Origin of the sequence: Marimonas lutisalis, assembly GCF_005434965.1 — a bacterium.
GTDB classification, from domain to species: Bacteria; Pseudomonadota; Alphaproteobacteria; order Rhodobacterales; family Rhodobacteraceae; genus Marimonas_A; species Marimonas_A lutisalis.
Window position 1 is genome coordinate 358,265 of sequence record NZ_SKCI01000004.1, and the last position, 13,308, is coordinate 371,572.

Genomic DNA, 13,308 nt, shown 5'->3' on the forward strand with positions numbered 1-13,308 from the left:
ATGCGAACTAGCGGGGCACTTCCAGGCTTTGCAGCTACGAGCAAAGCGTTTTTCCCGTGTGACGCAGATCATCGCGACATCTCTGGGGACAAGGAATTCCAAAGGATCAAATCTTCGCTGTTATTTCGCGCCAATTCTTCATCGAACTCCACGGCGTCATTATGAGCCTTGCTTTTTTCCGTCACATTGGCGCGTGTACTTTCCCATTTGAAGTCGGGGTAGCGGTGCTTCAGGCAATTCGAGAGGCGCTGCATAGCATCATCAAAGGCTTCGACCCTGCCCAAAACACCGTGGGTTTTCAGGAACTCCAACGCCCCCAATGCCCGCTCCAGTTCCGGCCCGTCCCCCGGACACATGCGGGCCAGGCGGTCGGTCTGGAAGTTGCGGCATTGCCGGTCGCCCGGCCGGGCCAGACGCGCACGGACATAGCCCTCGAGGTCATGTTCTTTGGCCAGTTGCGCGCCCCAGGTGTCCGCCTCCTGCTTGCGCTCGAACCGGTAGGCCGATTTGATCCGGTCGATCGGGTTGCGCAGAAGAAGAACCGGGATGATCTCCACTCCCGCGACCTCGGGCACCGGCCCCAGCATCGTGTGCGATGAATAGGCGATCGCCTCGGGGGTCGAGGCGATCCACTCGGCAACCTCGGCGCTGTTGTCGCCGCCATTGGCGGCAAATTCGCGGGTCACCCATTTGTCGCCGAAATTCTTCTGCAGAATTCGGTCTATCGAGGTGCCCGCGTTCTTGAACAGGTGGTAGTGCAGGACCACTGTGCGCATTCATCATCCCCAAGCTTGTTCGGCGCCTGCGTCAAGGAATGTCACATCCGGCGCGCTCAATCCAGAGACTGAAACAGGTCGGCGGCTTCAAAGGCCTCTCTCATCTGCATCCGGCCCCGCTTGAACGAAAAGGCTTCGGCCATATAGCTTTGCGCGTTCCGCGAGATCTTCTCCCAAACCGCCTTGTCTTTTTCCAGCTTGGCGATGGCCTCGGCCCAGTCTTCCGGTGTTTCGGCGATAAAACAGTCATGCCCCGATCGCAGCCCGATGCCCTCGGCCGCCGTCGGCGATAGTACGCAGGGAATGCCGTGGGCCAGCGCGCTCAGCACCTTGCCCTTGATCCCCGCCCCCGACCGCAACGGCGCGATGAACACGCGGTGGCTGTTATAGGCATCCGATATCTCCTGGACGAAACCCACTGGATCGACCAGGTCGTTTTTCAGGGCCCGCAGCTCGTCATCCATTTTCGAGCCGTAGATCGACAACTGCATTTTTCCGGCCTTGCTGACGACCAGCGGCATGATCTCGCGGACGAACCAGATGATACCTTCCTTGTTCGGATGGTGCAGGTAACTGCCGAGGAAGGACATGCCCTTGCGATCGTCGAAGCCGGGAATGTCGGCTTCGACATCCACCACCCAGGGGCATTTCATCACCTTGGCATCGCCATCGGTATAGGCCTGGATCACCGAATGCTCGACCTCGTTGTAGGACAGAACGACATCGACCTCTTCAATCACCTGCAACTCCTCTTCACGGGTGCGGCGGGCACGTTCCAGGCGGGCGTCGTCATTCTCGGCTCTGGCCGCGCGGATCTCGCGCAGGAAGTGCAGATCGGCATTGTTGAAGATGATCTTGCTTTGCGGGGCATGGTTGCGCAGGTGGCCCAGGATGTCCTTTGCCACGTAGTAGCGCGTAATATAGACCGCGTCGAATTCGCGGCCGTGTCTTTCGAAATACTCGGCCGGGTTTGAATAGAACGGCGCATAGATCATCTCGACACCGATCTTCTGCAGTTCCTCGGTGTACCGGCCCAGATGCGCCATGTTCATCGGCATGAACGACACCTTGTACCCCAGGGATTGAACCAGCTTGATTTCCTGCAGCGCGGCATAGGAGCCCGCATCCTGATCCGGCCGCGGGGTCGCATAATCGACGAACAGAACCCGGCCCACGATCCCGCGGTCCTTCTCCAGGTCCGGCGCCTCGCCCTGCTTGCCGAACCCCGCATAGGCCTTGGCCCAATGGCGCTTGAACTTCGGGCGGTTCAGCTCCTGGTATTTCTTGTATCCCGACGCGGTGTCGGTGCCCGCAGTCATGCCTTCGTAGTGATAGACAACCGACGAAGGCACGAACCAGGTCGTGTAACCGGCGTCCCGCACCTTGAACGCGAAATCGGTGTCCTCAAAATACATCGGCTCCAGATAGGACGACAGCCCGCCCACTTCTTTCCAGACATTCGCGGGCACCATCATCGCCGCCCCCGACAGATAGTCAGCCTGCCGCGCATAAGAGAATCTCGGCTCCATCGCGTTCTGGCCGTTGCCGTAATTCCACGGGTTGCCCGATCCCCAGATAATACCGCCGGCATCCTGCAATTGCCCATTGGGATACAGCAGCTTCGCCCCGACCAGTCCGACTTTGTCGAACCGCGAAAACGCCGCGATCAACTCGTCCAGCCAACCTGCCGTCACTTCGACGTCGTTGTTGAGAAGGACAATATAGTCGCCCTTGGCCTTTTCCGCGCCGGCATTGCAGGCTCGGATGAAACGCTGCGCATCGGCATTGTGGATCACCGTGATGCCGGAAACGATATCTTCCAGCTGGGCGGTTTCATCGGTCGAGGCATCATCGACCACGATCACCTCGAAACTCGCGTTATTGTGCGCGACCAGCAGAGAACACAGCGCCAGATAGGTCACCTCGACCTTGTTATGCGCCGGAATGACAATCGACACATCCGGCTTTGCGACCTTCGGAAACGCCAGAGGTTTCAGCTTCACGTTCTTGTAACCACCCTCGAGCACGGACATGGCATAGGCCAACTGAACCAGGTCGGTGGATTTGTCTGCATTGGCCAGCGATTGCTTGAGCGCCTCGTACCGGTGCGGCGTCTGCGGCAACAAAGAGGACGGAAACGGCGCCGTGCTTTCTCGCTGCATCAAATCCGCCGGCGTCGAGATCGCCGGCAGTGGCAGCATCGCTTCGAACAGGATGATCGAACCCGTCGCGTCCTTCAGGCTGACATGCCGCGTCATGCCATTCAGGAAAGCCCTCGGAATTCGTACGGTGGTGTCGGTATCACCGATCCGGTGCCGCAGCACCATCGTGTCGTCAACACACAGCACCACGTCCTGAGGCTCGGTCGAGCGCACGACCAGAATGTTGTTATGCGCATCCACAAGACTGATCTCGGGATGCATTTTGAGGGGCAGGGCGATCTTGTCATTCCCACTCGCGAGGCTCAGCCGTCCATCGCCGGGGGCCGCACCCACGGGAAGGGGCGCACTCACCCAGATGCCGTGCTGGCCCATATCCCCTTGCACAAGGGTTTCAGCCACCGAAACGCGGTCTTTTTCTCGTGCCGCCGACACCTTGATGTCGGACAGGAACAGGAACGGCGCTCCGTCGCTCCCGTCGTTCGTATAGCCCTGATATTCAATCGTCAGTTTCACTTCGCACTGTTCCATGCTGCGCGGAACCGGCACACTGACGATCTGGTAGTCCCCCACGTAATGCCCGCCCTTGCAGGACGGATCGAAAGCCACCGTCTTGGTCTTCTCGGTGTCGCTATACGGATTGTGAAAGGTCACGTGCAGAAGCGCCCTGGCCCGGTGACATGCAAGCTTCGCCGAGAAAAACAGCGGTTCGTCCGAGGCATCGCACGCAATCGCCTTCTCAAAGGCGATCTCCTGATGACTTTCCGGTTCGCGGATCATCAGTTGAACCGTCTGGTAGCCCGGCAACGCCCAGTCACTCAGTTCATTCAGAAAAAGGGAATAAGGCTCACCGTCGGCCTCCTCGGACAACGCCCAACTCGAGGCGTCGGCGAGGTCGGACAGGTCAAGATAGGTTTCCGCGCCAAATGGCGCTTCACCCACCGGTTCGAAGGACAAGGATGCCGTCCCGGTAACAAGCTCCAGAGGATTCTCCAACAGAGACGGATCAACCTTCGCGAATAGCTCACCGTTCAACAAAAAAAGTCCACTGAGACCACTGATCGCCGAAGATTTCATTCGGAAGCTCCTTTTGAACCCAACCTTCGGTTCAAGTATCGCAGCGCGCGCCGCAATGCAATTTCCGGATGAGAACCCGGCACGCCTCTCACGTCACCACCCTGCGGTGCGCAATGTCCATATCTGTGCCGTGAAATTGGTCGGAGTGAGAGGATTCGAACCTCCGGCCCCTGCCTCCCGAAGACAGTGCTCTACCAGGCTGAGCTACACTCCGACCGTGAAGCAGCGCATTACCGAACGAATCCCCCTTTGGCAAGGGCGCCAATGCACTGTGATCGGGCTTTTTCATTCCGCGTCGTGGGCGGCGCGGCTGTCCTCTGGTGCTTCGGCCCGGTCGTCCATGCCATAGTCGCGCAGCACATGGGCCACGCGCAGGCGGTAATCGGCGAACATGCCGCCGCGCCCTGCGCTCTGCGCCTGGCGATGGGGTACCCGGTTGCGCCAGGCGGCCAGGCTTTCCTCGTCGCGGAAAAACGAAAGCGAAAGCATCTTTCCGGGCGTCGTGATGCTCTCGAACCGCTCGACCGAGATGAACCCGTCATGCCCCTCCAACTCGGTGCGCAGCGCGGCTGCTATCTCAAGATAGCCCGGTTTCTGGCCCTCAGCCGGCCAAACCTCGAAAATCACGGCAATCATGTCATCTCTCCCACCTGTGCCGACGCCAGTTTCAGGAATGTCCGGTCCTCGCGCAAGATGAACTTCCTCTCCTGGGCGAAGGCGAAATTCTCGCGGCCCAGCGGATCGGCGGCCAACCGCGCGCGATAGGCCTCGTACTCGGCCAGCGACGGCAGCGAATAGACCCCATAGGCCAATGTGGGCGAACCTTCGTGCGGCGCGAAATATCCGATCAGGTCAGCCCCGCACCGCGGGATCGCCTCTCCCCAGTTGCGGGCATAGGTTTCGAAGTCGGCCTTCTGTGTGGGCTCGATGTGATAGCGGATGAAACAGGTGATCATGGGGGCCTCCTCGGGTGATGCGCCTGCGCGGCACCTACGCCTGCCGGTCTGCCACAAAGATCCGCGCGGATGTTTCGGCCGGGGCCGAAGCATCCGAGATTGACCGCCGCTGCCATGGGGCCGCAGCATCGCACCATGAAAGAAGGCCCTGACATATCCCGCATCGGCGCCATGCTGGGCGATCCGGCGCGCGCCAACATCCTGACCGCGCTGATGAGCGGCAAGGCCCTGACCGCAGGCGAGCTTGCCTACGAGGCCGGGATTACCCCGGCGACGGCTTCGGGCCACCTGCGCAAACTGGAAGAGTCGGGCCTGATCCTCCCGCGCAAACAGGGCCGGCACCGCTACTTCACCCTCGCCGGGGACGAAGTGGCCCACGCGCTCGAGACGTTGATGGGCCTGGCGGCCGAGCGCGGGCACCTGCGCAGCCGCATTGGCCCGCGTGATCCCGATCTGCGTGCGGCGCGTGTCTGCTACGATCACATGGCCGGCACTGCAGGCGTACGCATCTTCGACAGTCTGCTGGGGCGTGGCCTGCTCGAACTCGGAGGCACGGGGGTCTCCCTCACCGGTCCGGGGCGCGCCTGGGCCACCGCCTTCGGCATCGATCTCGCCCCGCTCGAATCCGCTCGTCGGCCGCTCTGCCGCACCTGCCTCGACTGGAGCGAGCGGCGCACCCACCTGGCGGGCAGTCTCGGCGCGGCGATCCTCGCAAACCTTCAGGCCCGGCGCTGGGCGCAGCGCCTACAGAACAGCCGGGTGATATCGTTTTCAGATGACGGACGGGCCGGGTTCGAAACCCATTTCCCCCTGGCAAACTGATCGGCTCAAACCTCGCCCAGGCGCCGCACCAGCCGGTCCAGCCCGGCGCGCAGCGCCTCATAGCACCCCGCTTCGCCCAAATGCTCGCGCAGTTCGGCGTTCAATCCTCCCGGTGTGTTGAGCGCGGCCAGCATTCCATCCAGGACACCCTCGCTTCCGATCGGCTCGGCCATCAGGCCGCCGCCAATCAGAAGCCGCAGAAACCGCTCGGCCCCGGCCCTGTCACCGGTGCGTGCCGCGGTCCATTCGGCGCCTTCGGCCAGCATCTTCACCACTGGCGACAACATCGCCTGCACTGCCATGAACGCCGCCAGGTCCGCCTCTTGCTCCAGTACGATCACCTCGTTCGCAACGCCGAATACAGTCTCTACCAAGGCCGAACCCGGGCAGCACAAAACCGGTGAACCACCATGTGCGATCGCTGGGAAGGGGATCACCACCGCCTCGGCCCGCGCCGGGGCGACCATATCCGCCAGGGACTGCCGCGAAACCCCGGCCATGAACGAAACAACCCGCTGCCCCCTGCGGAATGGAAGCTGGCGCAACACCTCTTCCGCCACCTCGGCCATCAGCGCGACGAAAACCACGTCGCTGTCCTCGATCACCGCTGCATTCGTGCCCACCCGCACATTGGCGAACGTATCGGCCAGCCGCGCCGACACATCGCGCGAACGCTCCGAGACGATGATGTCATGCCCGTCGCCCGCGATCCCCTCGACCACCGCAGCGGCGATGGCGCCCGTGCCGATCACCCCGATCCGCATCAGATGTCCTTCATCAGCCGCAGCGCATCATGGATTGCCGCATGGGTATTGCGGGCGCTCACCGCATCACCGATCCGGTAAAGCATGAATGCACCGTCCGGGTTGCGCTCCACCTTTTGCGGCCGTCCGGCGATCAGCGCCTCGTAGTCCACCTCGCCCAGGTTGCGGCTAATCGGCAGCAGATCGAAATAGAGATCGTCCAGCGGCATCGTGCCATAGTTGACCACGACCTGGTTATAGTACCGGTCCTCGACCAGGTCCGAGTAATCCGTGCCGATCCGCGCCCGCAAACGGTTGCCATCGCGCTCCACCGCGATCAGGCGCCGGGTCACCGTGAATGTCACGTCACGCCCCTGCAGCGCGCGCATGTAGGGCACCAGGTTCATGCCCATGATCGCCGGGGCGAAAGTCCGGTCGGGCGTCATCACCTCGGCCCTGGCGCCTGCCTCGGCCACCACCTCCGCCGCCATCAGCGCCGGATGATCGCCCGCTTCGTCATAAATCAGTACGTTTTCCCCCGGCGTCACATCGCCAGCGATCAGATCCCAGGCGCTGACCACATGCTCGGCCTCTCCCTTCTGCTCGTGCAACGTCAGGTTCGGCAGGCCGCCCGTCGCGACGATCACCACATCGGGGCTCAGCGCGGTCACGTCCGCCGCCTCGGCCCAGCTGTTGAAACGGAACTCCACATCCCGCGCGGCACATTGCGCCATGCGCCAGTCGATGATGCCGATCATCTCGCGCCGCCGGGCATTCTGCGCCGTCAATCGCACCTGGCCACCCGGATCGGGCTGGGCCTCGAAGACCGTCACGCGATGGCCGCGCTCTGCCGCCACCCGCGCGGCTTCCAGTCCTCCGGGGCCGGCGCCCACGATCACCACGCGCTTCTGCGCGCCGGCGGGCGTGATCTCATGCGGCAGGCTCAACTCACGCCCGGTGACCGGGTTATGAATGCAAAGCGCCTCACCCGCGCCATAGATCCTATCCAGGCAATAGGTCGCGCCGACACAGGGCCGGATATCATCCTCGCGCCCCTCCTTGATCTTCTGCACGATCAGCGGGTCCGCCATGTGGGCCCTCGTCATGCCAACCATGTCCACCAATCCGTTCGCCACCGCATGCCGCGCCGTCGCGACGTCGGGGATGCGCGCGGCATGAAACACCGGCATGCCGGTTTCCGCACGCACCGCGCCGGCCAGGTCAAGATGCGGCGCGCTGCGCATCCCCTGCACCGGGATCATGTCGGTCATCGCCGGGTCGGTATGGATGCGGCCCCGGTTGACGTTGAAATAGTCCACCAGCCCGCTCGCTTTCAGCACCCTGGCGATCTCCAGTCCCTCCTCAGGCGTGATCCCGCCCGCCTCGGCCTCGTCCGCGCCCATCCTGATCCCCAGGACAAACTCGTCGCCAACCCGCTCCCGTACTTTGCCCAGGACGTCCAGGGTCAGCCGCAACCTGTCTTCCAGCGCTTCGCCACCATAAGGCCCCTCCAGCCGGTTGGTCAGTGGTGACATGAACTGGTCCAGCAGGTGCCCGTGGGCAATGATCTCGACCCCGTCCATGCCGCCCGCTTTCATCCGCTCGGCCGCATCGGCGAAATCGCCGATGATGCGCTCGATATCCCACGGCTCGGCGCGCTTCGGAAAGGACCGGTGCGCCGGTTCGCGGTCATGGGTCGAGCTGACCGAAGGCAGCCAGTCGCCCTTGTCCCAGCCCGTTCTCCGGCCAAGATGGGTCAGCTGGATCATCGCCGCGCAGCCGTGTTCGCGCAGCGCATCGGTCAGGCGCCGGATCCAGGGTACGACCTCGTCCTTGTAGGCGAGAACATTGTTGAAGGCCGGCGGGCTATCCTTCGACACCGCCGCGGACCCGGCGGTCAGCGCAAGCGCGACACCGCCCTTCGCCCTTGCCTCGTGATAAGCCCTGTAACGGTCCTTGGGCATGCCCTCTTCCGGATAGGCCGGCTCGTGCGCGGTGGTCATGATCCGGTTTCTCAGCGTGAGGTGCTTGAGCCGGTAGGGCTGCAACAGGGGATCGGTCGACATGGGCACAGGGCTCCCGGCTGATGGTCTGGACTGTGGTGAGCCTAACCTCGGCGTCCGGCAAATGTCAGCCCGATTGCGACATATCAGGTTTTGCGCCGCGCATACGCGCGTCGCCCGGCGGAACGGGGCGGGTGGGTGGGCGTTCCGCCGGGCGGGCGCGGTATCAATCTGGCGCCCCCGTCACCATCTGGCAGAGCAGTTCGAACATGATCGACACGCCCAGGAAGGCTGTGCCACCCGACGGGTCGAACGGGGGCGACACCTCGACCATGTCGGCGCCGACGATCCGGACACCCTCAAGCCCGCGCACCACCTGCAGCGCCTGGTAGGAGTTGGGGCCGCCGACCTCGGGTGTGCCGGTGCCGGGGGCAAAGGTGGGATCTACGAAATCGATGTCGTAGGAAACATAGGTGTCCAAGTCTCCCACGATGTCGCGCGCCTCGGCCATCACGTCCTCGGGTCCGCGGGCATGGAACTCTTCGATCGGGATGATGCGGATACCCTCTGATCGGGCGAAATCGCGGTCCTCGCTGTCATATTGCGTGCCACGGATGCCAATCTGCACCACACGTTTCGGATCCAGCAGGCCTTCCTCGACCGCGCGGCGGAACGGTGTGCCATGGGTGTACATCGTGCCGCCGAAATACGAATGGTAAAGGTCGGTATGGCTGTCGAAATGCACCATGCCCACGGGGCCACCCGCCGCCACGGCGCGCAGGATCGGCAGCGATGACAGGTGATCGCCCCCGGCCGTCAGCGGCCGGATGCCCGCGCCGATGACCCGCGCGTAGAATTCCGTGATCCGCTCCATCGAATCGGCGATGTCGGCCGGGTTCGGACCCACGTCACCCAGATCGGCGCAGTTCATCGCCTCGAAGGGGCGCACGCCGCTCACCGGGTGCTCGGCCCGGATCATGGTCGAGGCATCGCGCAGTTGCCGCGGTCCGTGGCGCGGACCGGGGCGATTGGTCGTGCCCGAATCCCACGGCACGCCGATCAGGCCGATGTCCACCTCGGAAAACCTTTCGTGACCGGGCGGCACATAGGGCAGCCGCATGAACGCCGGCACACCGGCAAAGCGGGGCAGGTCGAACCCGCTCACCGGGTGAAAAAACGCGTCGCTCATGGCCAATCCTCCAATCGTTTGCGCGCGGTGACCGGCCCGTCGCCCTGCGCCGCGATCCGCGCAATGGCCTCCTCCAGCCCCTCAAAAGCCACCGCCATGTGATGGGCATTGGCGTGCAGGATCATCACGTGATCGACAACCCAGGCCACATGCCCCTTCCAGAAGAGCAGGTCGCCGCGTTGTAAGGGTGCGTCGGGGGCAAGCGTCCGGCCCAGTCCGGCCTCCTGCATGTCGCTGTCCCCGGGGCAGGCGATACCGCAGGCCAGGCAGGCCACCTGCACCAGCCCCGAACAATCGATGCCAAAGCCCGAATTGCCGCCCCACAGATAGGGCGTGCCCAGGAAGCGCTCGGCCACGTCCACCGGATCGGTTTCGCGCCGGTCCACCGGCGCCAGGTGCACCTTGGGCACGAAACCCCGCGTGGTTTCCAGGAACCGGCCGAACTCGCCCACCACCTGCAGCCGGCTGCCAAGGCTCAGCGTGCCTGTCTCGTGCGTCTTGAAATCGGGCTTGGGGTAAAGATGCGTGCTGCGCACGGCAACGCGGTGGGTCACCGCCTCGGGCGCGCGCAGCGCCGCGTCTGGCAGATAGCCCACATATCCATCCGCCGCGGCCTGCACAAAGGCCCAGCCCTGCCGCGTCTCGTAAACCGTCACGTCCGCGCCCGCCACCAGCTGCCGTTCCCTGCGTCCGCCGGGGGCGTCCAGCAGGTCGGCCACTGGCACGTCCACCTGTCGCGCCTCACCCCTAACATACTGCGCGGCCTCGACCCGCCCGCGCAAATGCGCCGCGGCCACGCGGCCATTGGCCGGGGTGAGGCGGCGGTCGCTCACAGATCCAGCGCCTGCGGCAGCGCCTCGAACAGCGCGCGCGCGCCCATGCCGACGCCGCCCTTGGGCCGGCCGGGGGCCGCCGTCGGGTTCCAGCCATAGATGTCGAAATGGGTATAGCGCGTGGTGTCGCCGGCAAAGCGGCGCAGGAACAGCGCCGCGGTGATCGACCCTGCAAAACCGCCCTTGGGCGCGTTGTCCAGATCGGCGATCCCGGGTTCGATCATCTTTTCATAGGGCGCCCAGAACGGCATCCGCCAGATCGGGTCGGCCACCTTGGCCGCGCCGGCCTCGAGCGCGGCAACCACACCGGCGTCATCACTGTAGTAGGGCGACAGGTCGGGCCCCACGGCCACCCGCGCCGCGCCTGTCAGCGTCGCCATGGAAATCATCAGGTCCGGCGCCTCCTCGGCGCCCAGCGTCAGCGCGTCGGCCAGCACCAGCCGCCCCTCGGCATCGGTGTTGTTGATCTCAACCGTCAACCCCTTGCGGCTGGTCAGGATATCGCCGGGGCGAAATGCGTTGCCACTCACCGAATTTTCCACCGCCGGGATCAGCACGCGCAGCTGCACCGGCAGCGCCTGCGCCATGATCATCTGCGCCAGCCCCATCACCGTGGCCGCGCCGCCCATGTCCTTCTTCATCAGCCCCATCGACGCGCCCGGCTTCAGGTTCAGCCCCCCGGTGTCGAAACACACGCCCTTGCCGACAAGGGTCAGCTTCGGCCCCGCATCGCCCCAGCGCATGTCGATCAATCGCGGCGCCTGGTCACTGGCGCGGCCCACCGCGTGGATCATCGGGAAATTCTGTTCCAGCAGGGCCTCGCCCCGGATCACCTCGATCTGCGCGCCATGCTTGCCCGCCAGGTCAACACAGGCCGCTTCCAGCGCCACCGGCCCCATATCGCTGGCCGGCGTGTTGATCAGGTCGCGGGTCAGGGCCTCGCCCTCGGCGATGGTCTCGATCCGGCCCGCATCCACGCCTTCGGGCGCCACAAGCCGCGCCTTGATGCCGTTGCCCTTGGCATAGCGGTCGAACGTGTAGGTGCCCAGAAGCCAACCCAGCGCCTCGGCGCTCAGTGTGTCCTCATCCAGGTCGGCCTCAAGGCGATAGCGCCCCTCGGGCAGCTTCGCCGCGGCGCCTGCCAGGTGAAACCGCCCGCGCGCCCGCGCCGCCGCATCGCCATAGCCCGCCAGCGCCGCGCCGATGCCTCCGGCCTCGTTCGGCAGGATCAGCGCCTCACCCAGCTTGGCCTCGAAACCGGCGGCGCGCACCCAGGCCGCCACGCGTTCCGGCTGATCGGCGATCCATTCCTCCAGCGCGCTGCTTTCAACCAGGTAAAGCGGAATGGCATCCGCGCTCGCTTGGGCAAAACTCATCGGCATCCGGGCGGCTCTCCTTGGCTGGGTGTTCCGCCGTCAGCCTAGCCCCTTCCGCGCCGCCTGCAAGCCTGCAACGCGGCTCAGATCGAAAGATCCTGCAAATCCCAGATCTCCGTCAGCGAGCGTTCCCCGATCCGCACCAGCCGCGCCAGAACGGCGGCCAGCGCGATGTCGTCGCAATGATCCAGGCAGGCGATCACGTCGCGCGCGACATCAGCCAGCAACTGCATGCCCACCTGTTCGGCGATCGCCCCGATCGACCGCGCACTCTTGCGCATCTCTTCGCGCCGGTGCTGACGATACAGTTTCTCGGTATGCGCAAGCCTGATGGCCAACTCCTCCATCGCGCGGCAGACGACATCCTCGGCCGCGGAATCACCCAACTGCCGGTACAGGTCTTCCAGCTTGCCGGCATCCACCTCAACCGCTTCGTTCTGGGCCAGAACGGCAACCTCTTCCAACATCTCACCCTCATTGCTTCACGCCCCCACGGCGTGTCGGGACTATCACCCCGCGCCCTTCCCAAAAGGTTTATCCGAGCGCGCGTTTTCTCTCGAATTCTTGGCGAATACCCGGTATTCAATCCCGAAAACCGGCCCAGACCGAAGAGGGACAATTTGCAAAACGCCAAGCCGCTGCCGTCCTACCTGATCCAGCGTTATCACGGCTGGAAAGCGACGACCTACAAGGACAACGAGGCCTGGTATCGTCGCCTCGCCGACGAAGGTCAGCATCCGCGCGCGATGATCATCTCGTGCTGCGATTCCCGGGTACATGTCACCTCGATCTTCGGTGCCGACCAGGGCGAGTTCTTCATTCACCGCAACATTGCCAACCTGGTGCCGCCGCACAAACCCGACGGGCTCCAGCACGGCACCTCGGCGGCGGTCGAATACGCGGTTACCGCGCTCAAGGTCGCCCATGTCATCGTCATGGGCCATTCCAACTGCGGAGGCGTGCAGGGCTGCCTCGACATGTGCTCGGGCAACGCGCCCGAGCTGGAAGAGAAATCCAGCTTCGTCGGCCGCTGGATGGACATCCTGCGCCCGGGCTACGAGCGGGTGAAATCCTCGCCCGAGGCCGAACGCGCCCGCGCGCTGGAAAAGCAGGCGGTGCTGGTCTCGCTCGAAAACCTGATGACCTTCCCTTTCGTCAAATCCGAGGTCGAAAGCGGCCGGCTGTCCATTCACGGCCTGTGGAATGACATCGGAGAAGGCACGGTTGAACAATACCTGCCCGATCAGAAGACCTTCCAGCCGGTCTGAGAACGAACTCTCTAAATTTATTTCCGCGCCAAACGAACGCCCGCGCTGCGCGCAGCGTCAAGGCGTCGGTTTTCCGAAGTTGCATGAATCGGGTCGACCTCCTAGG

At 64.0% G+C, this 13,308-nt stretch carries 12 protein-coding genes and 1 tRNA gene; 2 read left to right on the top strand and 11 right to left on the bottom strand.

All coding sequences use genetic code 11. The annotated features are described in order from the left end of the window. Window positions 1–68: 68 nt before the first annotated feature. The 5 genes from E0501_RS17570 to E0501_RS17590 form a co-directional block, all read right to left on the bottom strand. Window positions 69–776, bottom strand: coding sequence for a sulfotransferase family 2 domain-containing protein (locus E0501_RS17570; RefSeq protein ID WP_137702698.1), 708 nt, complete (start codon window positions 774–776; stop codon window positions 69–71). 56 nt (window positions 777–832) lie between these two features. Then, window positions 833–3,892 carry a glycosyltransferase gene (locus tag E0501_RS17575; RefSeq protein ID WP_161594655.1) on the bottom strand — a complete coding sequence of 1,020 codons (3,060 nt, stop codon included), beginning with the start codon at window positions 3,890–3,892 and terminating at the stop codon, window positions 833–835. A 257-nt stretch (window positions 3,893–4,149) separates the two neighbouring features. Continuing rightward, a tRNA-Pro gene (locus tag E0501_RS17580) sits at window positions 4,150–4,226 on the bottom strand. Window positions 4,227–4,297: 71 nt separating this feature from the next. Continuing rightward, window positions 4,298–4,648: an antibiotic biosynthesis monooxygenase family protein gene (locus tag E0501_RS17585; RefSeq protein ID WP_137702700.1), complete on the bottom strand. Its 351-nt coding sequence runs from the start codon at window positions 4,646–4,648 to the stop codon at window positions 4,298–4,300. Continuing rightward, window positions 4,645–4,968 carry an NIPSNAP family protein gene (locus E0501_RS17590; protein WP_137702701.1) on the bottom strand — a complete coding sequence of 108 codons (324 nt, stop codon included), beginning with the start codon at window positions 4,966–4,968 and terminating at the stop codon, window positions 4,645–4,647. The genes E0501_RS17585 and E0501_RS17590 overlap by 4 nt, the downstream gene beginning before the upstream one ends. Before the next feature lie 135 nt (window positions 4,969–5,103). On the opposite strand from E0501_RS17590, the gene E0501_RS17595 reads away from it, so the two are divergent. Next, window positions 5,104–5,790, top strand: a complete 687-nt coding sequence (locus E0501_RS17595) for an ArsR/SmtB family transcription factor (RefSeq protein ID WP_137702702.1) — start codon at window positions 5,104–5,106, stop codon at window positions 5,788–5,790. A 5-nt stretch (window positions 5,791–5,795) separates the two neighbouring features. Here the strand turns inward: E0501_RS17595 and E0501_RS17600 are convergent, their stop codons facing one another. The 6 genes from E0501_RS17600 to E0501_RS17625 form a co-directional block, all read right to left on the bottom strand. Then, window positions 5,796–6,554, bottom strand: a complete 759-nt coding sequence (locus tag E0501_RS17600; RefSeq protein ID WP_137702703.1) for an NAD(P)-binding domain-containing protein — start codon at window positions 6,552–6,554, stop codon at window positions 5,796–5,798. Next, the gene (locus tag E0501_RS17605) at window positions 6,554–8,599 is read right to left on the bottom strand and encodes an NADH:flavin oxidoreductase (RefSeq protein ID WP_137702704.1); all 2,046 of its coding nucleotides are present in this window, start codon (window positions 8,597–8,599) and stop codon (window positions 6,554–6,556) included. Before E0501_RS17605 ends, E0501_RS17600 begins: the two co-directional genes overlap by 1 nt. Before the next feature lie 163 nt (window positions 8,600–8,762). Next, window positions 8,763–9,725 carry an agmatinase gene (speB, locus tag E0501_RS17610; RefSeq protein WP_137702705.1) on the bottom strand — a complete coding sequence of 321 codons (963 nt, stop codon included), beginning with the start codon at window positions 9,723–9,725 and terminating at the stop codon, window positions 8,763–8,765. Beyond that, entirely contained in the window at window positions 9,722–10,558 is an 837-nt protein-coding gene (locus tag E0501_RS17615) for a C40 family peptidase (RefSeq protein WP_137702706.1), read from the bottom strand. Before E0501_RS17615 ends, speB begins: the two co-directional genes overlap by 4 nt. Continuing rightward, a complete protein-coding gene (locus E0501_RS17620; RefSeq protein WP_137702707.1) occupies window positions 10,555–11,940 on the bottom strand; it encodes a leucyl aminopeptidase family protein in 1,386 nt (461 codons plus the stop codon). Before E0501_RS17620 ends, E0501_RS17615 begins: the two co-directional genes overlap by 4 nt. 77 nt (window positions 11,941–12,017) lie before the next feature. Next, on the bottom strand, window positions 12,018–12,401 hold the full coding sequence (locus E0501_RS17625; RefSeq protein ID WP_137702708.1) for a hypothetical protein: 384 nt from the start codon (window positions 12,399–12,401) through the stop codon (window positions 12,018–12,020). Window positions 12,402–12,554: 153 nt separating this feature from the next. Here E0501_RS17625 and E0501_RS17630 point away from each other — a divergent pair, with 153 nt between their 5' ends. Next, on the top strand, window positions 12,555–13,202 hold the full coding sequence (locus E0501_RS17630) for a carbonic anhydrase (protein WP_137702709.1): 648 nt from the start codon (window positions 12,555–12,557) through the stop codon (window positions 13,200–13,202). Window positions 13,203–13,308: the final 106 nt, after the last annotated feature.

Coding starts and splice junctions, on each gene's coding strand:
- E0501_RS17570 (WP_137702698.1), bottom strand. CDS start 776: ATGCGCACAGTGGTCCTGCACTACCACCTGTTCAAGAACGCGGGCACC.
- E0501_RS17595 (WP_137702702.1), top strand. CDS start 5,104: ATGAAAGAAGGCCCTGACATATCCCGCATCGGCGCCATGCTGGGCGAT.
- E0501_RS17585 (WP_137702700.1), bottom strand. CDS start 4,648: ATGATTGCCGTGATTTTCGAGGTTTGGCCGGCTGAGGGCCAGAAACCG.
- E0501_RS17625 (WP_137702708.1), bottom strand. CDS start 12,401: ATGTTGGAAGAGGTTGCCGTTCTGGCCCAGAACGAAGCGGTTGAGGTG.
- E0501_RS17600 (WP_137702703.1), bottom strand. CDS start 6,554: ATGCGGATCGGGGTGATCGGCACGGGCGCCATCGCCGCTGCGGTGGTC.
- speB (WP_137702705.1), bottom strand. CDS start 9,725: ATGAGCGACGCGTTTTTTCACCCGGTGAGCGGGTTCGACCTGCCCCGC.
- E0501_RS17590 (WP_137702701.1), bottom strand. CDS start 4,968: ATGATCACCTGTTTCATCCGCTATCACATCGAGCCCACACAGAAGGCC.
- E0501_RS17605 (WP_137702704.1), bottom strand. CDS start 8,599: ATGTCGACCGATCCCCTGTTGCAGCCCTACCGGCTCAAGCACCTCACG.
- E0501_RS17620 (WP_137702707.1), bottom strand. CDS start 11,940: ATGCCGATGAGTTTTGCCCAAGCGAGCGCGGATGCCATTCCGCTTTAC.